Raw genomic sequence first — 22,083 nt, 5'->3', positions numbered from 1 at the left:
AACAGATGGAAATTATTCTTGGCGTGGTGATGTTCACGCTGATTGTACTGGTGCTGTCAGGACTCATTCTGGCGGCGCGGGCGAAGCTGGTGAATTCCGGCGACGTGGTGATTGATATTAATGACGATCCGCAGAATCAGATCCGCACGCCTGCGGGTGACAAACTGCTCAACACGCTCTCAGGGAACGGTATTTTTGTCTCCTCAGCCTGCGGCGGCGGCGGCTCCTGCGGACAGTGCCGCGTGACGGTAAAAGAGGGCGGCGGCGATATTCTGCCCACCGAGCTGGCGCATATCACTAAGCGTGAGGCAAAAGAGGGCTGCCGTCTGGCCTGCCAGGTCGCAGTGCGTCAGAACATGAAGATTGAGCTGCCGGAAGAGATCTTCGGCGTCAAAAAATGGGAGTGCGAGGTTATCTCCAATGATAACAAAGCCACTTTTATTAAAGAGCTGAAGCTGCGGGTGCCAGAAGGGGAAGATGTTCCGTTCCGCGCCGGAGGATACATTCAGATTGAGTGTCCTGAGCATACCGTCGCCTATGCGGACTTCGACGTGCCGGATGAATACCGCGCCGACTGGGATAAATTCAATCTCTTCCGCTTTGTATCAAAGGTAAAAGAGCCGACGCTGCGCGCCTACTCGATGGCCAACTACCCGGAAGAGAAGGGCATTATCATGCTCAACGTGCGTATCGCCACGCCGCCACCGAATGTCCCGGATGCGCCGCCGGGCGTGATGTCGTCATACATCTGGTCCCTGAAGCCGGGAGATAAAGTGACCATCTCCGGTCCGTTCGGGGAGTTCTTCGCGAAAGATACCGACGCGGAAATGGTCTTTATCGGCGGCGGTGCCGGTATGGCCCCGATGCGCTCGCACATTTTTGACCAGCTCAAGCGGCTCGGCAGCAAGCGTAAAATCAGCTTCTGGTACGGGGCGCGCTCGCTGCGCGAAATGTTCTACGACGACGAGTTTGAACAGCTGGCGCGTGAAAACCCGAATTTTACCTTCCACGTTGCGCTCTCCGATCCGCAGCCGGAAGATAACTGGACGGGCTACACGGGGTTCATCCACAACGTGCTGTATGAAAACTACCTCAAACAGCACCCGGCGCCCGAGGACTGCGAGTTCTATATGTGTGGTCCGCCGATGATGAACGCCGCCGTGATTAAGATGCTGAAGGATCTCGGCGTCGAAGATGAGAACATCATGCTTGATGACTTTGGAGGCTGATGATGCTGACCTTTCTGGCAACCTTTGTGGTTTTTGTGCTTGTCATCTTCGGCATGTCGTTAGGCTGGATCGTTAAGCGGAAAAGCATTCAGGGCAGCTGCGGCGGTATTTCCTCCATTGGTATGGAGAAGGTCTGCGACTGCCCGGAACCGTGCGACGCCCGCAAAAAACGCATGGCGCGCGAGCAGCAGCGCATCATTTAATCTGCCAGGTCGGGTAAGGCAAAGCCGCCACCCGACAATTCTCACGCCTACTTCTCAATCCTCATTTATTTACTGTATACTTATCCAGTAATGAGTGAGGGCTTACTATGCGCAAAATAATCCATGTTGATATGGACTGCTTTTTTGCCGCAGTGGAGATGCGTGACAACCCGGCGCTGCGGGAAATTCCCATCGCCATTGGCGGCAGCCGCGTTCAGCGTGGTGTCATCAGCACCGCCAACTATCCTGCGCGCAAATTTGGCGTGCGAAGCGCCATGCCGACGGCGATGGCCTTAAAGCTTTGCCCTCATCTCACGCTTCTGCCCGGCCGGTTTGAAGCCTATAAAGAGGCTTCCCTTCACATTCGGGAAATCTTCTCCCGCTATACCTCTCTGATAGAGCCGCTGTCGCTGGACGAAGCCTATCTGGATGTGACCGACAGCGTGCACTGCCACGGCTCCGCCACGCTGATGGCTCAGGAGATCCGCCAGACGATTTTCAACGAGCTGAACCTGACGGCGTCTGCGGGCGTCGCGCCCGTTAAATTCCTTGCCAAAATTGCCTCGGATTTAAATAAGCCCAACGGCCAGTACGTCATCACGCCGGAAGAGGTGCCTGCATTTTTAAAAACGCTGCCGCTCGGCAAAATCCCCGGCGTGGGGAAAGTTTCCGCCGCAAAGCTGGAAAGCATGGGGTTACGCACCTGCGAAGACGTGCAGCGCAGCGATCTCGCCATGCTGCTTAAGCGCTTTGGAAAGTTTGGCCGCGTGCTGTGGGAGCGCAGCCAGGGGATTGACGATCGCGATGTGAACAGCGAACGGCTGCGGAAATCCGTCGGCGTTGAGCGCACCCTCATTGAAGATATTCATGACTGGTCTGAATGCGAAACTATTATCACGGAACAGCTTTACCCCGAGCTGGAACGACGCTTAAGCAAGGTGAAGCCGGACCTGCTCATCGCCCGACAGGGCATCAAGCTCAAATTCAACGACTTCCAGCAGACCACGCAGGAACACGTCTGGCCGCGTCTGAATAAAGACGATCTTATCGCGACGGCAAAAAAGGCATGGGAAGAGCGCCGGGGCGGGCGAGGGGTGAGGCTGGTGGGATTGCACGTTACGCTGCTGGATCCGCAGTTAGAGCGGCAGCTGGTATTGGGATTGTAAAAAAGCCCGGAGCGCTACGCTTACCGGGCCTGCGTTTTTCACCCTCTCCCTTTGGGAGAGGGCTGGGGTGAGGGAATTACTTAGCAGGGATCGCCTTCAGCAGTTCAGTCAGCAGCGTCCAGTAGTGACCAACGCTTTCGATATGAACCTGCTCATCCGGCGAGTGCGGACCGGTAATGGTTGGCCCGATAGAAACCATGTCCATGTCCGGATACGGTTTCTTGAACAGACCACATTCCAGACCCGCGTGGATCACCTGAATGTTCGGCGTGCTGTTGAACAGACGCTGATAGGTTTCACGCACCAGCGCCATCACCGGAGAACTTGCATCCGGCTGCCAGCCCGGGTAGCTGCCTTTTGCTGACGTTTTCGCGCCCGCCAGCGTACCCAGAGATTCCAGCATGCTCACCACGTACTCTTTACCGCTGTCGATAAGGGAACGGATCAGGCAGATGATCTCCGCGCTGTCGTCGCCCATGGTCACCACGCCCACGTTCAGTGAGGTTTCCACCACGCCTTTCGCCACGTCAGAGTTGCGGATCACGCCGTTTGGCGTCGCGTTCAGCAGTTGAACGAAGGTGTCACGAGACTGCGCGGTCAGCGCGGCTTTATCTGTAGAAACAGATTCCAGCACCACGGTCAGGTTTTTCTCTTTCGCCGACAGTTCGTTTTTCAGGATATCCAGGTATACGGTGGAGAGTTTTTTCAGCTCGTCCGCTTTTGCCGCTGGAACCGCTACGGTGGTGAATGCTTCGCGCGGAATCGCGTTGCGCAGGGTACCGCCGTTGAAGTCCACCAGACGCAGATCCAGCTCGGCCGCATGGCCTGCCAGGAAGCGAGCCAGCAGCTTGTTGGCGTTGCCCAGACCCAGGTGAATATCGCCGCCGGAGTGGCCGCCTTTCAGCCCTTTCAGCGTCAGCTTGAAGGTCTGGAAACCGGCAGGAATCGCTTCGCGCGACAGTGGCAGGGTAGAGATGAAATCAATCCCGCCCGCGCAGCCCATGTAGATCTCACCTTCTTCTTCAGAGTCGGTGTTGATCAGAATATCCGCCTGCAGCCAGTTCGCCTGCAGACCGAACGCCCCGTCCATGCCCGCTTCTTCGGTCATGGTCAGCAGCACTTCCAGTGGACCATGCTCAACGCTGTCGTCGGCCAGCACGGCCAGCGCAGAGGCCATACCGATGCCGTTATCCGCGCCCAGGGTAGTGCCGCGCGCTTTCACCCAGTCGCCGTCGATGTACGGTTGAATCGGGTCTTTGGTGAAGTCGTGAACGGTGTCGTTGTTCTTCTGTGGCACCATGTCCAGGTGCGCCTGCAGCACAACCGGTTTACGGTTGTCCATGCCTGCGGTGGCAGGTTTGCGGATCAGAATGTTGCCAACCTGGTCACGTTCCGCATGCAGACCTTTTTCCTTCGCCCAGCCCATAATATGTTCGGCAAGCTGTTCTTCGTGGTAGGAAGGGTGTGGAATGGAGCAGATTTTGGCAAAAATATCCCACAGCGGCTGCGGAGATAGTTGAGACAGTTCAGACACGATAAGTCTCCTTGTCGAGGCGCTGCAAACAGGGTTGCAGGTCACAGGGTTAGCAGGTTAATAGTTACCACAAGTCAGGCTTGCGAGATGAAACTGAGAATACCACTTTCTCTGCTGGCTGGTAGCATAAAGCATGTAAAAACTCAGGCAGAGGGCGCTAAACACTGGTTTTTAGTGCGTCAGATCTCTATAATCTCGCGCAACCTATTTCCCCCTCGAACACTTTTTAAGCCGTATAAAAACAGGCTGGGACACTTCACATGAGCGAAAAATACGTCGTCACCTGGGACATGTTGCAGATTCACGCACGCAAACTGGCTGCGCGTCTGATGCCTTCCGAACAGTGGAAAGGCATTATTGCCGTCAGCCGTGGCGGTCTGGTACCGGGGGCGCTGCTGGCTCGTGAGCTGGGTATTCGTCATGTCGATACCGTCTGCATCTCCAGCTATGACCATGACAACCAGCGTGAGCTGACCGTGCTGAAACGCGCGGAAGGCGACGGTGAAGGCTTCATCGTTATTGATGACCTGGTGGATACCGGCGGTACTGCGGTCGCTATCCGCGAAATGTATCCGAAAGCACATTTCGTCACTATCTTCGCGAAGCCTGCTGGCCGCCCGCTGGTTGACGATTACGTGATTGATATCCCGCAGGATACCTGGATTGAACAGCCATGGGATATGGGCGTGGTCTTCGTACCGCCGATTTCAGGCCGTTAATACCAGTACGTAACTTTACACGCCCGGCTATGCCGGGCGTTGTTCTTTTTGGACTGCCACGCGTTACAATAGTCTCCATATGACGTATTCATGGAGGCAACGCAATGACGCAGGCGAATCTCACCGAGACACTTTTCAAACCCCGTTTCAAACACCCTGAAACGTCGACGCTGGTGCGTCGCTTTAATCCGGGTACCCAGCCTGCCGTCCAGTCCGCGTTAGACGGCAAAAACGTGCCTCACTGGTATCGTATGATTAACCGCCTGATGTGGATCTGGCGCGGTATCGACCCCCGTGAAATACTTGACGTGCAGGCGCGTATCGTGATGAGTGAAGCCGAACGGACCGAGAGCGAGCTTTACGATACGGTGGTGGGCTATCGCGGCGGCAACTGGATCTATGAGTGGTCGAAACAGGCGATGCTCTGGCAGCAAAAAGCCAGTCAGGAAGAGGATGCCACGCGTAGCGGCAAGCACTGGCTGCATGCGGCCAATCTCTACGCCATTGCCGCGTATCCACATCTGAAAGGTGATGAGCTGGCTGAGCAGGCCCAGGCGCTGGCAAACCGTGCTTATGAAGAGGCGGCGCAGCGTTTGCCGGGCCAAATGCGCGAGCTTGAGTTCAGCATTCCAGGTGGCGCACCCGTCACCGGGTTCCTGCATATGCCGGAAGGCGACGGTCCGTTCCCGACCGTGCTGATGTGCGGTGGGCTGGATTCCCTGCAAATCGATTATTACAGCCTGTATGAGCGTTACTTCGCACCAAAAGGGATCGCGATGCTAACGCTTGATATGCCCTCAATCGGCTTTTCCTCCAAATGGAAGCTGACTCAGGATTCCAGCCTGCTGCACCAGCATGCGCTAAAAGCGCTGGAAAACATTCCGTGGGTCGACCACACCCGCGTGGCGGCATTTGGCTTCCGCTTTGGCGCGAACGTCGCGGTGCGTCTGGCTTACCTTGAGTCTTCGCGCCTGAAAGCCGTCGCCTGCCTTGGTCCGGTCGTTCACGCCCTGCTCAGCGATCCCGCACGTCAGGGGAGCGTGCCTGAAATGTACCTTGATGTGCTGGCCAGCCGTCTTGGCATGCATGATGCATCAGACGAAGCGCTGCGCGTTGAGCTCAATCGCTACTCGTTAAAAACGCAAGGGTTACTGGGACGTCGCTGCCCAACGCCGATGCTGTCGGGTTTCTGGAAAAACGATCCGTTCAGTCCGGAAGAAGAGTCGCGCTTAATCACGTCGTCATCTGCGGATGGCAAATTGCTAGAAGTGCCGTTCAGCCCGGTCTATCAGAATTTCGATAAAGCGCTGAAAGAGATTACGCGCTGGATCGCTCAGAGATTGTGTTAATAGATTGCTAAATTTTGCTGGTTTGGTAAAACAGTGGCTTCACAAAAGGAGATCGCAATGACGTTACCGAGTGGACACCCGAAAAGTAGACTGATTAAGAAGTTTATGGCTCTCGGCCCGTATATTCGAGAAGAGCAGTGTGAAGAGAATCGCTTTTTTTTCGACTGCCTGGCTGTATGCGTCAACGTGAAGCCTGCACCCGAAAAACGTGAATTCTGGGGCTGGTGGATGGAAATGGAAGCAGAGGAAAAACGCTTTACGTATAGCTACCAGTTTGGCCTGTTTAATAAAGACGGCAACTGGCAGGCGACCACCATTAAAGATCAGGAAGTGATTGACCGCCTGGAATACACGCTTAAAGAGTTCCACGATAAGGCACGCGCACTGCTGGCGACTCTGGATCTCAAGTTCGAGCCAGCGGATGACTTTTCCAGCGAAGCGGTGAAGCTGACTGCCTGATAGCGTCACAGCGCCGGGTGGCGGCTTCGCCTTACCCGGCCTACAAAATGCGGCCCGGTAAGCGCAGCGCCACCGGGCAAAAAAAATCCCGGCTTATCTGCCGGGATTTTCTTATTCGGATAATCTTAGAACTGGTAGGTCATACCCAGAGCAACAATGTCATCGCTGCTTACGCCCAGTTTATTTTTGTCGTCAATCTGGTTGATTTTATAATCAACAAACGCGGACATATTTTTGTTGAAGTAATAGGTCGCGCCAACGTCAATATATTTCACCAGGTCTTCGTCACCGATACCTTCGATATCTTTGCCTTTAGACTGGACATAACCCAGGGACGGACGCAGACCGAAATCGAACTGATATTGTGCGACCACTTCAAAGTTCTGCGCTTTATTTGCAAACCCGCCAGAAATTGGCGTCATATTGCGGGTTTCTGAATACATCGCTGCCAGATAAATATCGTTCGCGTCATATTTCAGACCGGTAGCCCAGGCTTCGGCTTTCTGCCCCTGACCACGCGCCAGCAGGTTCTGCGCGTTGGTGCGGTCAGAGCTGGTGTAGGCGCCGCTGACGGCGAAATCGCTGCCGCCGAAGTCATAGGTCAGAGAGGTACCAAAACCGTCACCGTTCTGTTTCTTGGCGTCACGGTTTTCGTTTTTGCCCTGGTACTGCAGGGTCATGTCCAGGCCGTCAACCGCGCCGAAGAAGTCGGTGTTACGGTAGGTAGCAAGACCGGTTGCACGCTTGGTCATGAAGTTATCGGTCTGCGCGGAAGAATCGCCGCCGAACTCAGGGAACATGTCGGTCCATGCTTCGACGTCATACAGGGCACCCAGGTTACGACCGTAATCCAGAGAACCAAAGTTTTTCAGCTTCAGGCCCGCGAACGCCAGACGGGTTTTCTGAGAGGAGTCGCTCTCGGCTTTGTTACCTGCAAATTCAGATTCCCAACGGCCATAGCCCGTCAGCTGATCGTTAATCTGCGTTTCGCCTTTAAAACCGAAACGAACGTAAGTCTGATCGCCATCTTTGGTGGCATCATCGCTGATGTAGTGCATGGCTTTCACTTTGCCGTACACGTCCAGCTTATTACCATTTTTATTATAAACTTCAGCTGCGTGAACGGATGCAGAAGCCACTACGCCCATAACCATTAATGCCAGAGTGCTCTTTTTCATTTTCGATCCTGTCTTATAAACGCGCTAAAAAATTCGCTGGACGATAAGCTCATGCTTAAGTCCCGTGAAAAAACAGGAAGGGTTTTATCGTTCTGGAATGAAACTTTTATGACAAACTAAGAATAATTTTAAAAAACTGTGATTTATTATTTCGGTAATAAAAGTGTCAAATTCTCCCGCTACGCTTCCTGATCCCGCGCAACAAAGTGTTTCGCGATGTGCTAAGGCAGTTGGCAACGGGGCTGACTCCTGCTAAAACGTTCGTTCGACATTACTTTCCCTTATCGTTGAACGGCAGAGAATCATGAGTGACAGCCAGACGCTGGTGGTAAAACTCGGTACCAGTGTTTTAACAGGCGGATCGCGCCGCCTAAATCGCGCCCACATTGTTGAGCTTGTACGTCAGTGCGCTCAGTTACATGCCGCAGGGCATCGTATTGTGATTGTGACCTCCGGGGCGATTGCCGCCGGGCGTGAACACCTGGGTTACCCCGAACTCCCCGCGACGATCGCTTCCAAACAGCTGCTGGCCGCCGTGGGACAAAGCCGACTCATTCAACTCTGGGAACAGCTGTTCTCTATCTATGGCATCCACGTCGGGCAGATGCTGCTGACGCGTGCGGATATGGAAGACAGAGAGCGCTTCCTGAACGCCCGCGATACCCTGCGCGCGCTGCTCGACAACAATATCGTTCCGGTCATTAACGAGAACGATGCCGTTGCTACCGCTGAAATCAAAGTGGGAGATAACGATAACCTTTCTGCGCTGGCCGCCATTCTGGCCGGCGCCGACAAATTACTGCTTCTGACCGATCAGCAGGGGTTATTCACCGCCGATCCGCGCTCTAACCCGGAAGCCGAGCTGATTACCGACGTTCACGGTATCGACGATGCGCTGCGCGCCATCGCCGGTGACAGCGTGTCCGGCCTGGGAACGGGCGGCATGGGGACCAAGCTGCAGGCCGCCGACGTGGCGTGCCGCGCCGGTATCGACACCATCATTGCCGCGGGCAGCCGTCCAGGCGTGATTGGCGACGTGATGGAAGGCATCTCTGTCGGCACCCGTTTCCACGCTCAGGAATCCCCGCTGGAAAACCGTAAACGCTGGATTTTTGGCGCGCCGCCTGCGGGCGAACTCGTCGTCGATGAAGGGGCAACCGCCGCGATTCTGGAACGAGGAAGTTCATTACTTCCTAAAGGAATTAAAAGCGTGACAGGCAACTTCTCCCGTGGTGAAGTGATCCGTATCCGTAACCTCGAAGGTCGGGACATCGCACACGGCGTAAGCCGCTATAACAGCGATGCCCTGCGCCGCATCGCGGGTCACCATTCGCAGCAGATCGACGCCATTCTGGGCTATGAATATGGCCCGGTTGCCGTGCATCGCGATGACATGATTATTCGTTAAGGAGCCAGAACATGCTGGAACAAATGGGCGCCGCCGCGAAGGCCGCCTCTTACAAACTGGCGCTCCTTTCCAGCCGCGAGAAAAACCGCGTGCTGGAAAAAATCGCTGATTATCTGGAATCTCAGTCCCAGGAAATTTTGCTCGCCAACGAACAGGATTTACTGGAAGCGCGCCGCAACGGTCTGAGCGAAGCCATGCTCGACCGCCTGGCGTTGACCCCGGCCCGTCTGAAAGGCATCGCCGACGATGTTCGTCAGGTCTGCAATCTGGCCGACCCGGTAGGGCAGGTGATTGACGGTGGGCTGCTGGACAGCGGTTTACGCCTGGAGCGCCGCCGCGTGCCGCTCGGCGTTATCGGCGTTATTTATGAAGCCCGTCCAAACGTGACGGTGGATGTCGCCTCCCTGTGCCTGAAAACCGGTAACGCCGCGATTCTGCGCGGTGGGAAAGAGACCTGGCGCACCAACGCCGCGACGGTGAAAGTCATTCAGCAGGCGCTGGAAGAGTGTGGCTTACCGGCGGGTGCCGTTCAGGCAATTGAGAGCCCGGACCGCGCGCTGGTTAACGAAATGCTGCGCATGGACAAATACATCGACATGCTGATCCCACGCGGCGGGGCGGGCCTGCACAAGCTGTGCCGCGAGCAGTCGACGATTCCGGTGATCACCGGCGGTATTGGCGTGTGTCACATCGTGGTCGACGACAGCGCTGAGATTGCACCTGCGCTGAAGATTATCGTGAACGCGAAGACCCAGCGTCCTAGCACCTGTAACACCGTTGAAACGTTGCTGGTGCATCAGGGCATTGCGAACACTTTCCTTCCGGCCCTGAGCAAACAGATGGCAGAGAGCGGCGTGACGCTGCATGCTGACGCCAGTGCGCTCGCGCTGCTTCAGGATGGCCCGGCTAACGTCGTTCCCGTCAACGCGGAGCAGTACGACGACGAGTTCCTGTCACTGGATCTGAACGTGAAAATCGTGAGCGATCTTGACGACGCGATTGCGCACATCCGTGAGCATGGCACGCAGCATTCTGACGCCATCCTGACGCGTAAGCTGCGCAATGCGGATCGCTTCGTGAACGAAGTGGATTCCTCTGCAGTGTATGTAAATGCCTCCACCCGATTCACCGACGGCGGCCAGTTCGGCCTCGGCGCTGAGGTGGCGGTCAGCACGCAGAAACTGCACGCCCGCGGTCCGATGGGGCTGGAAGCGCTGACCACGTACAAGTGGATCGGCTTCGGCGACGATACGATTCGTGCGTAAATAATCACGGGTGATGCAAAAATAGCCGTTTGATTCAAAAGGGCATTGACGCATCACCCGGATAGATCTAACCTTTTGCCCCGTGGTTACGCTCGTAACCGGCCTCTCAGGGCCGATATAGCTCAGTTGGTAGAGCAGCGCATTCGTAATGCGAAGGTCGTAGGTTCGACTCCTATTATCGGCACCATTTTTAACGCAGCCTTCCGACTATCAAATAAACAACATTTGTCCCTTGTGCATCAGCCATTCCTCTCCTCTGACAGTCCCGACAAACCATCACACATCTCCTGCAACTCATTAAACATCCTTGCCACATGGAAGCCATCGCACACCGAATGGTGGACCTGCACCGCGAGCGGCAACAGCACTTTTCCATCCTGCTCGTAGTATTTTCCAAACGTGAACATTGGCGAAAAGAAGTTCTTCATGTGCGCAATGTTCATATTAAAGTTGGTAAAGGTTACCCACGGAATCGATGACACGAAGAAAACATTTTCCCGGGACTCTTCCTTCGGCCAGTAGGAAAGGCTATTTCCATAGCGGGCCGTATCTTCTGCATACGTATTCTGGAAGTGATGAATATTGCCGTCATAGTGGCTCCACAATGACGAAAAGGTCTCCGTTTCTGGGTGGAAAATGGTGTAGCTGGGATGAACTTCATTCCATATGACAAGCTCATTGTCCTTCATGGCCATACGGAACTCAGGATGCCGGTTCATGATGTTAGACAGGAGAAAAATGATCGTCGGGTAAAACTTCCAGCCCACCGCTTTGATATGTTTTCGCAGCGCGGTAATGTCGATCAGAACGGTTTGGTTAATTGTGCATTCAGCAAATGACTGGAAGACTTCAAAATGCTCCTTCCTTGGCCAACGAGATAAATCAACAGGCGTATAGTCCGGGGCTGTTTTTTTCATTTTTAACCTTTGATTATCAATTGTCTACATGATTTTGGGCCAGAAACAACCGCACAACCATTTCAACCGTATCTAATCTTCCTGTCAATCTCAGCCTGTGGTTTTCCGAACAGGTATCCCTGCACGAGATCGCAGCCAAGCGCCTGAAGACGTTCAAGCTGCGCTTCGGTTTCAACACCCTCTGCAATGACCCGCATATTGAGGCTCTTCGCCATGCCGGTAATCAACTTAACGATATTAAGGGCATCATCCTGCGTGGATATCGGATTCACAAAGGATTTATCTATCTTAATTTTATCAAAATTAAGTTCACTCAGTCGTGAGAGCGAGGAATATCCCGTTCCGAAATCATCAATGGAAATTTTTACGCCCAGTGCTCTTAGCTTTTTGAGAATAGTGATCGGCATGTTGCTGTCACTGAAGAGCGAAGACTCAGTCACCTCTAACTCAAGTCGGCTGGCCGGTAGCCCCGTCTCTTTCAGAATGGACTGCACCATCGTGGTAAACGATTTACTGCCTAACTGAACGGGTGAGACGTTTACTGAGATCCTGGCCGGCACCGCCCAGGACACCGCTTCCCGGCAGGCCATTTCAAGCACCGACTTGCCGATCTCATTAATCATTCCCGTTTTTTCAGCGACGGAAATAAAATAATCTGGCGCGAGTATCCCTTTCACCGGGTGTATCCAGCGAATAAGCGCTTCATAGCCGTAAATTTCATTGCTGAATGAGTCGACAATAGGCTGGTAATACACAACAAATTCATTGTGATCGATCGCCAGAGCCATATCATGTTCAAGGGTTCTGCTTTCCTGCAGTCTTTGCAGCATCCACTGCCGGAAGACTTTGATCTGCTGCGAACCTTCTTTTTTCGCTTCGTAGAGGGCCAGATCGGCAAATTTGTATAGATAATCAGAGCGTCGTTCATTATCTGATAATACGATACCCACGCAGGTGGCAATTTTTATCAGCTGGTTGTTAATCGTATAGGGCTGGCTGATATGATCGCTGATTTCTTTGGCGCGCGAAACGGCGGCTGTTTCGGTGAGTCCGCTGGAGAGAAGGGCAAATTCGTCGCCGCCCAAACGGTAAAACGTATCCGTTGCGCTGCTCATTGAGGTCAGCCGTCGGGATACCTGATTCAGCAGCAAATCTCCCGTATCATGGCCATAGGTATCGTTGACCTCTTTGAAACGGTCTAAATCAAATAACATCACGGTGACGGGGACGTGGTTTTTATCTGCCTGAAGATTAATTTTGTTGAGATCGTCCCAGAAGAAAAGGCGGTTTTTCATGCCGGTGAGGGAGTCATGATAAACATCATACTCCAGCTTCGAGTTCTGAATTTGCAGTTTTTCTTTTGATATTTGAAGTTCGTCAGCCAGGCTTTTAACCTGCATGTGTGCTTTCAGAATGTTTTTATTCTGGTAGATCATTAAGAAGCCAAGAATAAAGCTTAAAATTACCAGAAGCAAAGAAAGTGCGGAATAAATATAATACAGGATTTGTATTTTTTTGTTGGATTCATTAACCGTATTAATATCTTTCGTTAATGCCGTTGCTGACAGCTGGCTGAGCGGAGCATCGAGCTCATGCATATTTGTCAGATATGCCTGTAACTCTGGATGACTCATTTTTTCAAGATGGCTATCAAGATAGGCCAGTATTTTTTCTAGGCGTAGAGCGAGCTCCTGATGCGTTTTATCGCTGTCAATGTAGCGACCTAAATCGCCCCCTTTCATTAAATCGCCCTGACTGAGCATAATTTCGAGGCGCATGCGGACCTGGTCTATCGTAACGTCATCAGTATCGGTTGCGTATAGACCAAGCCATGATTCAAAACGGTAATACTCTGATACCAGTTGTGCCACGGACCAGGACTCAGTGTATTGAGTCAGTTTTTGCAATTCCTGCTGTCGATCATAAACAAGGTATGCAATATATCCTGTCGTGATAAAAAGAGAAAAAATGATACCAACCAGTATCCTGTTCATTATGTTCTCCTGAACGACTACTCAATCTTCATTTTGCTTACCTGCCATGCTGATCGTGAGTAATAAATCTGATTATTCAACTCAGGAAGACTGTCATAGGGGTATACAATAAACGATGGGCCTTTATCGCGGATGCGCATATATTCGCCATTGACTTTTAAGGCAAGGATGGCGTTGTATTTTTTAAAGTCGCTAAGAGGGATGACGGTTGAGTAATCATTAAGCGCAATAACATTAACGTTCGTACCTTTTGCACCCACATAATCCATGAGCTTGTTCATGGGGACACCCTCAAACTTCGTACGACCGTTATACCAGGGGGAAGTCGTCTCGAAACTCACTACTCCGAGTTTTTCAAGGCTGGCGAGATCAAACACTGCTTTTCCATTTTCATTGGTATTTTCTATATTACCGTAAATCGTTAAAATGGGTTTACCAACTGGTTTTGGCAGGTCGCCAGCCCAGGTTACACTTTGTACCAGACAGCATAACAGCAGTAGGGTTAATCGCATTTTGACCTCCACCTTTTTAACAGAAGTATAAGAATTATAATTTAGATATCACACGAGTTGATATATTTTGTTGGAGAGTAGGGGGTTTTATCGTTTTTATTGATGTAAACTCATTTTAATCAATGAGTTAGGCGTTTGGGGTGTCAGGGTGTTTGATACTCGAGCGACGCTTAACTTTTTGATAAAAGCTAAAATTGCGGGCATAAATGCTCTTCTGTTTAAAAAGTAATCGCTTTAATTGAGAGATATTATCTTTCACGATAATTGTGGGGTGTCCGCGGCTTTTTGGAGCGCGAATCTGGAGACTAAATACGCGCCCCGGTTTTGTCGGCAGTTTCAGGATGGCGATGATAGGCGAGGACACGAACATTCTGATTGTGCGTGTCACCTGCCGCTTGCCTTACGTCACGTCATCCCGGGTGACTGACGCAGACTTACCCCCTTTCGCCATGCTGGCAAACACTGCGTCCCGGTAGATCCACGCGTGAACGAGTGCGGCGGAGAGATGGATCAGCACCACGGCAAAAAGCAACTTTGCCAGAAGGCTATGTGCGTCGTGACACCAGGCATAGAGTGCCGGACTGGTCGGGACAATCGCCGGCAGGTTGACGCCATCAACCATCACAATCGGCAGGCCCGCTGCCGACAGCTGCGCCCAGCCCAGCAGCGGCATTGCCAGCATTAACCCATACAGCATCCAGTGTGATGCCTTTGCGGCAAGCACCTGCCAGACGGGCAAATCGGCAGGAAGAGGGGGCGTGCGGCTCAAAAGTCGATTGACCAGACGAACCAGTACCAGCAGTAAAATGGCGATACCCAGCGGCCGGTGCAGGTCGATTAACCAAATCCGGTGATGTAACGACGTCATCATCGCGGTACCGATGAAAAGCATGGCCAGGATCATCACCGCCATCAGCCAGTGCAGGCATCGCGCCAGGGTATTGAAATGCTGCGGCACGTGCTCTCGCATATCTTTATTTGAGCTCATTTTACCTCCTGCTTTTGCACGGCTTCGGTGGCCTTGCCGTAGCCGATTTCCCGCTCACGGCGGCTGAAAGAGTGGGAGTAGGCTGCGGAGCGGGCGTTTAAGATGGGATCCTCCGACACCGCAACGCCTGCAGGTACGACAGAAGGATCAAAGTTAACGTCGCGGCACGCGCCTGTAGATTGTGCTTCGACCCGCGTTACTTCCAGCGTGCCGGCTACCACCTTTTTGCGATCGTCCGGCCATGGCTGGGAAGGGTCATCCACCGGATCGCCCGGCTGTGCGAGCTGCAAAACGTAATCCCAGTAGAGTGGCTTTTGCGCCAGGCGCTGACGCAGATTTTCGAACAGGAAGTTATCATCGGCTTTCTGGCGTTGCTCGTCGCTTATCGACAGGAAAGGCTCGTGCGGACGCATCATCCAGCGAACGGCTTGACGCTCCCCCTGCGCGTTCACAAGGTAAAAGGCGTTAATGCTGTAAAACGTCGCGCCCGCGAAGCTGCCGGGCGCGGGTTTTTGTGCCGCCCATTTAAGGTATTTCTCCGCCTCCGGGTACGCTTTCAAAAAGTTTGCGAGACGCAGCGGATCGGGTTTTCCGGTGGCCGCGTCAACGGCCGTGGCTTTTCGCAAGGCCAGAAAACCTTCCGGGCTGTGCGTGGCGAAGAAAGGCTCGTTGTTCATCGCCATCCGCCATTGTTGCTTGTCATCTGTCTTCAGCAGCAGCGCCATGCTCAGGGTTTTGGTCGTACTATCCGGGGCATGAGGATCGCCGGTACCAATAGAGAATCGGCCCACCACGGGCACTTCCTGCTGTGAGAAGAGGCGGGAGGTTGAAAGAGAAACCCCCGAGCCGTTTGGCGTAAAGGTGCCGGCAAAGCAGATGCCTTTTCCATGCGCGCGGCGAAAACCCGGCGGGAAGGGTTTCGGTGTTTCCCCTACCAGTGCCTGGCTTACAGTGCGCGACCCAAGCCAGCCCGCCGTCCATGCAAAAGCAGATGCCAGCGTACCGGCGACAACCGCGATCGCTGCCAGCGCGCCCCAGGTTTTTTTGGACCTCAAATCCAGTTTCGACATAGACGTTTTTCCAGAACAAAATATCTTCACCTGTCATGCACAACGTATTGCGCGTGACAGGTGTTAAAACAGTGGCGAATATGGCTCGAGTATAGGAACTAAGGGGCGTAAAGAAAGAATATCACGAAAAGTTTAAACCTTTGTGCTGCCAAAAAGACCTGTTTACTTATCGTGTCGTAAGTTGTGACCGAGCCGGTGACCCAGCGAGAAAGAGTGGCGAAACAGGTAGGTGATGGCAGAAAATGTAAATAATGAACAGAAGGGAGTATGCGATATTATCGATGAGATCGTCAGTTAACGGTTTCAATCTGTGTCTGAATAATTGCCTGATTTAGGACGCTTCTTCCACTGGGAAGCGTCCACTTTTTTATATATTGAAAAATATATTCCGGATATTAAGCAACGCTTTTTCTGTACAGAAAGTCCTGGTTTTTCATCCATCAAAATTTCTCTTTTATTTGACGCCCACATCCCTGTGCTGAATAACGATTAATGTCCTACAGATGCGGCATCAACAACGCGAGAGGGTTTCGGTGCTAAAGCAATAGCAAAAGCAGCGATAAAGAATATGACGCCTATCGACATCATCAGATTATTGGTAGATAGCATCATGCTTTGGCTGTTAACCATCTTGTCAAAAAGCTCCCGAACAAACTGCCCACCTTGCTGAGGCGCCGAGTTGATGTACTGTGAAAGATCGCCTGTCGGGTCAACGACGGACGCCAGCCTGTCATGCGCAATATAGCGCTGGTCCTGCCATGACGTCGTCACGAGCGATGTGGCAAACGCACCTGATAACGTTCGGACAAAGTTCATTAACCCTGCTGCCGAGGGCATTTCCGCTTCATCTACCGAGCCCATTGCAAGGCCCGTAATCGGGACATAGTACAACGGCATTCCCACCCCCATGAATAACAAGGGGACACAGATGGACCAGTAGTCCATATCGGTCGTCGCATAGGCGCGCCAGAAGGTATCGAGACCGAGCCAGGCACAGCCAAAGAAGATAAGAATGCGCGGATCGATTCTGTTGGAGAGGTTAGCGGCAACCGGAGAAAAGACCACCTGCAGAAGGCCACCCCAGGCCACCACAATCCCGGCCCATGTTGTTGTATACCCTAAGTTATATTGTAACCACAAAGGCGTGAGGACATTCAGACCAAAAAAACACCCGAACGCAAGCGCGAGCACAAACATGCTGGCCGAAAAACCACGATGGCGAAAAACGCTGATATCGACAATCGGATGCTCAGCGGTCAGCTCCCAGATGCAGAAACTTAAAAAGCCGATACAGGCCACAGTCGCCAGAACCCAAATTTCTTCTGAGGCAAACCAGTCAAGGTCTTTCCCTTCATCCAGCATGATCTGCAGTGCGCCAACCCAGATAACCAGTAAAACAAACCCAACGATATCAATAGCGTTATTAACCAGCTCATCTTCGAAGATTTTTAATACTGACCACGCGATGACTGAAAAAGCGATGGCCATCGGAACGTTGATGATAAACACCCACGACCAGCTGTAATGATCGCAAATCCAGCCACCGAGAACCGGGCCTATAACGGGCGCCAGCAATGTGGTCATTGCCCATAATCCCGTCGCCTGCATGGATTTTTCTTTCGGGAAAATACGCAGCAGTAACGTTTGTGATAAGGCCATCAGGGGACCTCCCGCCATGCCCTGAAAAACTCGCATCAGCAGCAGCATTCCCAGCGAAGTGGAAAGGCCACAAAGCAAAGAAAAAATGCCAAACATGAACACGGAAATGCAGAAAACGCGCACGCCGCCGAACCGGGTGGTTAACCATCCTGATAGCGGCACCGTTATGGCTTCAGCCACGGCATAGGCCGTAATGATCCAGGTTCCCTGGCTGGTTCCTGCGCCCAGGGCGCCAGCCATGTTGGGCTGAGTGACGTTTGCAATGGTCATATTGAGTACGGCTAAAAAGTTTGCCATTGCAAGAACCAGGGCACCCACCCATAACATACCGCCCTTCAGCGAAGGCGGCTGGTTATCGATAACGAATGTAGACATAGCCTGGTTTCCGTTATTCACTTTTTAAATTAACTGTCGCTTTCATGGACAGCCCAACCCGCAGCGGATGTGCTGCAAGTTCGTCAGCATTGAGTTTGATGCGCACGGGCAAACGCTGAACAACCTTAATCCAGTTACCCGTTGCGTTCTGTGCAGGAATAACTGAAAACGCTGCGCCGGTGCCGCCATCAAAGCCTTCTACCGTTCCATGGAATGAAACGTTGTCGCCATACAGATCGCTCACCAGCTCCACTTTCTGCCCCACTTTCACATGCTGGAGCTGAACTTCCTTGAAGTTGGCATTGACGTGAATTTGCTGTACCGGCACCACGGACAATAACGGCGTGGAAGGCTGGACACGTTGCCCAAGCTCGACCTGGCGACGAGCAACCACGCCATCGACTGGCGAACGGATCACGGTTCTTTCCAGATCCAGTCTGGCCTGATCGCGCTTTGCTCTGGCGAGAGCGACTTCTGGGTTGGTCTCGGTATTTGCATCCTCAATCATCACGGCATTCGCCTGTCTTGCACCCACTGCCGCCTGTCTTGCTGCATCGGCTTGCGCCACGGCGGCTTTAGCGGCATTCAGGTTTGCCAGAGCGGAAGCATAAACGTTTTGAATACGCGTCAGTTCGTCGCCTGAAATCGCGCCTGTCTGCATGAGCGCCTCGCGTCGCTTGAGATCAACCGTTGCGCGCTGGAAGTCAGCGTTTGCGGCATCAACCTGGGCCAGCAGGCGTTTTTGCTCTTTTTCATTTGCCACAACTTCAGCGCCGAGTTTTGTGTCGGTGGCCTTATATCCATTTACCCGCCGAATGGACAGATTCAGATCTGCTTCCGCCTGATTAAGGGCTAACTTTGCGTCGGTAGGATCCAGCTGGATCAGAACATCGCCTTTTTTTACCACCTGGGAATCCGTGACCAGGATGGCGCTTACCGTACCGGTAACGGCAGAAGAGAGTTGGGCTGATTCGACATCGGTATAGGCGTTATCGGTTTCAACATACCGGGAACCGACGAATTCCCACCAGGCAAAAGAGCCTGCACCAGCAAGCGCAATACTTACTGCAAGACAGGAGAACAAACGTTTTCTCTTTTTCTTTTTGATATCGGATGATTCAATATTTTGATTTTCAATCGCTGCAGAATGACTCATTTTATTTCCTTTCTTTCCACTATTTAGTTATTAACCTGGTGTTAAATAATCACTGTTTGCTCGAGGTATATCCGCCGCCTAATGCGCGCGCTAATGCGATATCAATCGTAAAGGCACGAGAATTAACGTCGGCTAATTTTCTGCGGGCAGCGACCAGTTCGTCTTCCGAGGATAAGACGTCAAGATAATCAGCAACTTTTCCTTCATACCTTTGTCTGGTGAGCGAATACGCTTTTTCTGCTGACGCGACTGCGGCCTGAGAATAAAGCATCTCGTCTTTAAGAGAGGCTCTGCTGGTGAGCGCATCGCTCACTTCACGAAGTGCATTCGTTAACGTGTCGTTATAAACGTCCACCGCAATGTCATATTCACCGCTGGCATATTTCAAATCACCCTGTAGCTGTTGCGTATTAAATATGGGCAACGATATTGCCGGGCCAAAGCTGCCAATTGCTGAGCCACTCCGGGTAAGGTTGTTAATACCCAATGACTGGAATCCGGCAAAGGCAACCAGATTAACGCTCGGGTAAAAGCCGGCTTTTTTCTGTTTGATTTTCTCTGCTGCCGCCTCTGCGCGTAAACGTGCCGCGACAATATCGGGACGGCGACCAATCAGATCCAACGCAATATTGGGAGGAAGGTCCTCATGCGCTAAAAGCGTTGCCTTAGGCGCGGTTATGGCCAGCGCCCTGTCAGGCCCGTCACCGATCAATGCGGCGAGGGCATGTTTTTTGATCGCAATCGCTTCATCTATTGCCACCAGGTTTGCTTTTGCGTTGAGTTGACGCGTCTCAACCTGTTGAAGGCTGGATAAATCTTCAAGCCCCGCGTCATGCCGTTGCTGGAACAACGTAAGCGTACTGGTTCGTATCGTCAGGGTATCGTTAAGCGTTTCGCGAACGGTGTATAAATGCGCCAGCTCCGCGTAAACGGTAACAACAGACGAAGACAGCACCAGTCTTGTTTGCGCTTTTTCGGCGACTGCCGCCATTTCACCTGACGTTGCAGCCGCGAGCGCCGCGCGGTTTTTACCCCAAAAATCAATTTCCCAGCTCATATCCAGCGTGGTGCGCCCATAGCTGTTCCAGTTTTGGGGTGTTGCGCTCTCAGGCGTCACATAGTTGTAACTCATTTTGTCCCGCATAAAGCTGGCGTTAGCGGTGACCTCGGGGAAAAGCGATCCGCTCGCGCTTTGCGTCATCGCCTGCGCTTGCTTCACGCGAGCGTCGGCGATGTTAAGCGTGGGGGAATTTTTGAGCGCGTCATCAATCAGTCCGTTGAGCTGCTCATCACCGTATTTTTTCCACCAGTCATCTTTCGGCCACTGGCCGTTCTGATGTGGGAAACTTTGATCGCTTTTAAGTTGTGTGACCGTCTTCATAGGCGGTGGGGTGCCGAAATCGGGGATCATGGCGCATCCGCTCATGCTGATGGCGGAAAAGACAACACAGCCCATCACTATCCTGGACCGGGTTAAACCGGAAATACGACACTTCGGGAGTGCCTCCTGAAAACCTTTCATCAGTACGCTCATCATGCTGTTCATCAAGTAGTCCAAATGCAGTACCGTACAGTACGGTACGATTTATATCTTGACTTCTGAGCGCCGTCAAATAAAAATGTACTCGTCGGTACGATTACGAACCCTACTCACAGACGTGATTCCGAAATCAGATAACAAAAAGTGTTGGCGAGCGGCCAAACACCTAAACTACCGAGGAAACATATGGATAAAAGAGCGCTTAAACGGCAACAGATTCTGGAAGTTGCATCCGGGCTGTTTCGACAAAAAGGATTTGATGCTACGTCTATCTCTGAGATCAACGCGATTGTGGGTGGCTCAAAATCGACAATTTACAGTCACTTTTCTTCGAAAGAAGAGCTATTTGTAGAATGCATGTCTTCTGAAACAGAACAGTATATTAAGAGCATGACTATTGAAACTGCAGGGCAGGTGCGCCTTTTCAGAAAATCACCACAGCTGGTCATCGAGCAATTTGCCGTTGCCTTTTTACGCTATATTTGTTCACCGGATATTGTGGACTTGCAAAGATTAATGATTTCCGAAGCCGGAAGGTCGGGAATTGGAGAGTTGTATTATGAACGAATGCAAAAACTTCGTTCAAACGTATCGGCGCTTTTCACCGATTTAATGAATCAAAATATTTTAAGAAAAGATGACCCAGTGCTGGCTGCTGAGTATTTTCGCTCTCTTCTCCAGGCCGGTATCCTTGAACCCTTGCTTTTAAAAGCACGAAAGGATCAGCCGGACGAAAGTGAAATTGTCAATAAAGCGCAGACCTCCGTTAATGCGTTTATGAAGTTGTATGGTCCTGAACAAAATGAGGATGTTGCAAAGACATCTCACTAAAATACAGTAAGCATTCTCTCACCCTATTATTAGGGTGATTTTTTCTTTTTGGAAATATTATTTTCAATTGTCATTGGATGACGTTGCCAGCGGCCTTCTTGTAAATAAAATTTCGTGGATACTTATGTGTATAAAGTTTACTCTCTTAAAAGATCGTGAAACTGTAATTAAGTCCCTGACTCACTGGATTGACTCGAATTTATACAGACCCATTACCGTTCTGGATGTGGCGCGAAAATCCGGTTATTCATTGGCTTATATTCAACGAAACTTTCGCCAGGAGTGTGGCATAAGTATAGGTCTCTATATCCGCAGCCGGAAACTTGAAAAAGCCGCGCATATGCTCAGACATACGCAGCTCTCTGTTTCAGATATATTTACAATGCTAGGCTATGAAGAGCCGTCCACCTTCAGCAGAGCGTTCTCAAACCAATATGGACTCTCCCCAACCAAATACCGTGAGATGGCTAAAAAAAGTCATGACATGAATGGCTTGTCGATATTGATTACAGAGGTGACGCGCGACTAAAG

20 protein-coding genes and 1 tRNA gene are annotated in these 22,083 nt (G+C 52.0%); 11 read left to right on the top strand and 10 right to left on the bottom strand.

Annotated features, from left to right (window positions below; all coding sequences use genetic code 11):
• Window positions 1-5 precede the first annotated feature (5 nt).
• From nqrF to dinB, 3 genes are all read left to right on the top strand, one after another.
• The gene (gene nqrF / locus RVY89_RS14680; RefSeq protein WP_484825727.1) at window positions 6-1,229 is read left to right on the top strand and encodes an NADH:ubiquinone reductase (Na(+)-transporting) subunit F; all 1,224 of its coding nucleotides are present in this window, start codon (window positions 6-8) and stop codon (window positions 1,227-1,229) included.
• Window positions 1,229-1,432: a (Na+)-NQR maturation NqrM gene (gene nqrM / locus RVY89_RS14675; protein WP_023615899.1), complete on the top strand. Its 204-nt coding sequence runs from the start codon at window positions 1,229-1,231 to the stop codon at window positions 1,430-1,432. The genes nqrF and nqrM overlap by 1 nt, the downstream gene beginning before the upstream one ends.
• A 107-nt stretch (window positions 1,433-1,539) precedes the next feature.
• Window positions 1,540-2,598 (top strand): DNA polymerase IV, encoded by a 1,059-nt coding sequence (gene dinB / locus RVY89_RS14670; RefSeq protein WP_484825726.1) that lies wholly within the window; start codon window positions 1,540-1,542, stop codon window positions 2,596-2,598.
• Between the two features lie 76 nt (window positions 2,599-2,674).
• On the opposite strand, the gene pepD is transcribed toward dinB, so the two are convergent.
• Window positions 2,675-4,132: a cytosol nonspecific dipeptidase gene (gene pepD, locus RVY89_RS14665; RefSeq protein WP_484825725.1), complete on the bottom strand. Its 1,458-nt coding sequence runs from the start codon at window positions 4,130-4,132 to the stop codon at window positions 2,675-2,677.
• A 260-nt stretch (window positions 4,133-4,392) separates the two neighbouring features.
• Here pepD and gpt point away from each other — a divergent pair, with 260 nt between their 5' ends.
• From gpt to crl, 3 genes are all read left to right on the top strand, one after another.
• The gene (gene gpt / locus RVY89_RS14660; protein WP_010427903.1) at window positions 4,393-4,851 is read left to right on the top strand and encodes a xanthine phosphoribosyltransferase; all 459 of its coding nucleotides are present in this window, start codon (window positions 4,393-4,395) and stop codon (window positions 4,849-4,851) included.
• A gap of 104 nt (window positions 4,852-4,955) precedes the next feature.
• Complete coding sequence (frsA, locus tag RVY89_RS14655; RefSeq protein WP_484825724.1) at window positions 4,956-6,200, top strand: esterase FrsA; 1,245 nt, start codon at window positions 4,956-4,958, stop codon at window positions 6,198-6,200.
• A 57-nt stretch (window positions 6,201-6,257) separates the two neighbouring features.
• Window positions 6,258-6,659: a sigma factor-binding protein Crl gene (crl, locus tag RVY89_RS14650; RefSeq protein WP_023310506.1), complete on the top strand. Its 402-nt coding sequence runs from the start codon at window positions 6,258-6,260 to the stop codon at window positions 6,657-6,659.
• 125 nt (window positions 6,660-6,784) lie between these two features.
• Here the strand turns inward: crl and phoE are convergent, their stop codons facing one another.
• Window positions 6,785-7,837, bottom strand: a complete 1,053-nt coding sequence (gene phoE, locus RVY89_RS14645) for a phosphoporin PhoE (RefSeq protein WP_112781982.1) — start codon at window positions 7,835-7,837, stop codon at window positions 6,785-6,787.
• Between the two features lie 304 nt (window positions 7,838-8,141).
• On the opposite strand from phoE, the gene proB reads away from it, so the two are divergent.
• From proB to RVY89_RS14630, 3 genes are all read left to right on the top strand, one after another.
• Window positions 8,142-9,245 (top strand): glutamate 5-kinase, encoded by a 1,104-nt coding sequence (gene proB / locus RVY89_RS14640; RefSeq protein ID WP_008501877.1) that lies wholly within the window; start codon window positions 8,142-8,144, stop codon window positions 9,243-9,245.
• 11 nt (window positions 9,246-9,256) lie between these two features.
• Window positions 9,257-10,510 (top strand): glutamate-5-semialdehyde dehydrogenase, encoded by a 1,254-nt coding sequence (gene proA / locus RVY89_RS14635; protein ID WP_484825723.1) that lies wholly within the window; start codon window positions 9,257-9,259, stop codon window positions 10,508-10,510.
• Window positions 10,511-10,621: 111 nt separating this feature from the next.
• Window positions 10,622-10,697 (top strand) — tRNA-Thr (locus tag RVY89_RS14630).
• Between the two features lie 52 nt (window positions 10,698-10,749).
• Here the strand turns inward: RVY89_RS14630 and catA are convergent.
• From catA to RVY89_RS14590, 8 genes are all read right to left on the bottom strand, one after another.
• The gene (gene catA / locus RVY89_RS14625) at window positions 10,750-11,427 is read right to left on the bottom strand and encodes a type A chloramphenicol O-acetyltransferase (RefSeq protein WP_484825722.1); all 678 of its coding nucleotides are present in this window, start codon (window positions 11,425-11,427) and stop codon (window positions 10,750-10,752) included.
• A gap of 62 nt (window positions 11,428-11,489) precedes the next feature.
• The gene (locus RVY89_RS14620) at window positions 11,490-13,421 is read right to left on the bottom strand and encodes a putative bifunctional diguanylate cyclase/phosphodiesterase (RefSeq protein WP_484825721.1); all 1,932 of its coding nucleotides are present in this window, start codon (window positions 13,419-13,421) and stop codon (window positions 11,490-11,492) included.
• 17 nt (window positions 13,422-13,438) lie between these two features.
• On the bottom strand, window positions 13,439-13,933 hold the full coding sequence (locus tag RVY89_RS14615) for a putative pterin-binding protein (protein WP_484825720.1): 495 nt from the start codon (window positions 13,931-13,933) through the stop codon (window positions 13,439-13,441).
• Window positions 13,934-14,333: 400 nt separating this feature from the next.
• Complete coding sequence (locus RVY89_RS14610) at window positions 14,334-14,921, bottom strand: cytochrome b (protein WP_484825719.1); 588 nt, start codon at window positions 14,919-14,921, stop codon at window positions 14,334-14,336.
• On the bottom strand, window positions 14,918-15,991 hold the full coding sequence (locus tag RVY89_RS14605) for a catalase family peroxidase (protein WP_484825718.1): 1,074 nt from the start codon (window positions 15,989-15,991) through the stop codon (window positions 14,918-14,920). Before RVY89_RS14605 ends, RVY89_RS14610 begins: the two co-directional genes overlap by 4 nt.
• A gap of 489 nt (window positions 15,992-16,480) precedes the next feature.
• Complete coding sequence (locus tag RVY89_RS14600; RefSeq protein ID WP_484825717.1) at window positions 16,481-18,025, bottom strand: DHA2 family efflux MFS transporter permease subunit; 1,545 nt, start codon at window positions 18,023-18,025, stop codon at window positions 16,481-16,483.
• 13 nt (window positions 18,026-18,038) lie between these two features.
• Window positions 18,039-19,181 carry an EmrA/EmrK family multidrug efflux transporter periplasmic adaptor subunit gene (locus tag RVY89_RS14595; RefSeq protein WP_484825716.1) on the bottom strand — a complete coding sequence of 381 codons (1,143 nt, stop codon included), beginning with the start codon at window positions 19,179-19,181 and terminating at the stop codon, window positions 18,039-18,041.
• Window positions 19,182-19,230: 49 nt separating this feature from the next.
• A complete protein-coding gene (locus RVY89_RS14590; protein ID WP_484825715.1) occupies window positions 19,231-20,718 on the bottom strand; it encodes an efflux transporter outer membrane subunit in 1,488 nt (495 codons plus the stop codon).
• A 189-nt stretch (window positions 20,719-20,907) separates the two neighbouring features.
• Between RVY89_RS14590 and RVY89_RS14585 the strand changes: the two genes are divergently transcribed.
• Complete coding sequence (locus tag RVY89_RS14585) at window positions 20,908-21,552, top strand: TetR/AcrR family transcriptional regulator (RefSeq protein WP_484825714.1); 645 nt, start codon at window positions 20,908-20,910, stop codon at window positions 21,550-21,552.
• Between the two features lie 124 nt (window positions 21,553-21,676).
• Window positions 21,677-22,081 carry a helix-turn-helix domain-containing protein gene (locus RVY89_RS14580; RefSeq protein WP_023326759.1) on the top strand — a complete coding sequence of 135 codons (405 nt, stop codon included), beginning with the start codon at window positions 21,677-21,679 and terminating at the stop codon, window positions 22,079-22,081.
• Window positions 22,082-22,083: the final 2 nt, after the last annotated feature.

It is taken from the genome of Enterobacter sp. 3U4 (assembly GCF_057224565.1).
Note: the sequence above shows the minus strand (reverse complement) of the source record. Positions and strands in the feature narration are given on the sequence as shown.

Excerpts from the sequence above, each read along its gene's own strand:
- RVY89_RS14585 (WP_484825714.1), top strand. The coding sequence starts at position 20,908 with ATGGATAAAAGAGCGCTTAAACGGCAACAGATTCTGGAAGTTGCATCC.
- RVY89_RS14590 (WP_484825715.1), bottom strand. The coding sequence starts at position 20,718 with ATGATGAGCGTACTGATGAAAGGTTTTCAGGAGGCACTCCCGAAGTGT.
- RVY89_RS14595 (WP_484825716.1), bottom strand. The coding sequence starts at position 19,181 with ATGAGTCATTCTGCAGCGATTGAAAATCAAAATATTGAATCATCCGAT.
- RVY89_RS14620 (WP_484825721.1), bottom strand. The coding sequence starts at position 13,421 with ATGAACAGGATACTGGTTGGTATCATTTTTTCTCTTTTTATCACGACA.
- nqrF (WP_484825727.1), top strand. The coding sequence starts at position 6 with ATGGAAATTATTCTTGGCGTGGTGATGTTCACGCTGATTGTACTGGTG.
- RVY89_RS14605 (WP_484825718.1), bottom strand. The coding sequence starts at position 15,991 with ATGTCGAAACTGGATTTGAGGTCCAAAAAAACCTGGGGCGCGCTGGCA.
- proB (WP_008501877.1), top strand. The coding sequence starts at position 8,142 with ATGAGTGACAGCCAGACGCTGGTGGTAAAACTCGGTACCAGTGTTTTA.
- phoE (WP_112781982.1), bottom strand. The coding sequence starts at position 7,837 with ATGAAAAAGAGCACTCTGGCATTAATGGTTATGGGCGTAGTGGCTTCT.
- catA (WP_484825722.1), bottom strand. The coding sequence starts at position 11,427 with ATGAAAAAAACAGCCCCGGACTATACGCCTGTTGATTTATCTCGTTGG.
- RVY89_RS14580 (WP_023326759.1), top strand. The coding sequence starts at position 21,677 with ATGTGTATAAAGTTTACTCTCTTAAAAGATCGTGAAACTGTAATTAAG.
- dinB (WP_484825726.1), top strand. The coding sequence starts at position 1,540 with ATGCGCAAAATAATCCATGTTGATATGGACTGCTTTTTTGCCGCAGTG.
- frsA (WP_484825724.1), top strand. The coding sequence starts at position 4,956 with ATGACGCAGGCGAATCTCACCGAGACACTTTTCAAACCCCGTTTCAAA.
- RVY89_RS14610 (WP_484825719.1), bottom strand. The coding sequence starts at position 14,921 with ATGAGCTCAAATAAAGATATGCGAGAGCACGTGCCGCAGCATTTCAAT.
- crl (WP_023310506.1), top strand. The coding sequence starts at position 6,258 with ATGACGTTACCGAGTGGACACCCGAAAAGTAGACTGATTAAGAAGTTT.
- nqrM (WP_023615899.1), top strand. The coding sequence starts at position 1,229 with ATGATGCTGACCTTTCTGGCAACCTTTGTGGTTTTTGTGCTTGTCATC.
- gpt (WP_010427903.1), top strand. The coding sequence starts at position 4,393 with ATGAGCGAAAAATACGTCGTCACCTGGGACATGTTGCAGATTCACGCA.
- proA (WP_484825723.1), top strand. The coding sequence starts at position 9,257 with ATGCTGGAACAAATGGGCGCCGCCGCGAAGGCCGCCTCTTACAAACTG.
- RVY89_RS14600 (WP_484825717.1), bottom strand. The coding sequence starts at position 18,025 with ATGTCTACATTCGTTATCGATAACCAGCCGCCTTCGCTGAAGGGCGGT.
- RVY89_RS14615 (WP_484825720.1), bottom strand. The coding sequence starts at position 13,933 with ATGCGATTAACCCTACTGCTGTTATGCTGTCTGGTACAAAGTGTAACC.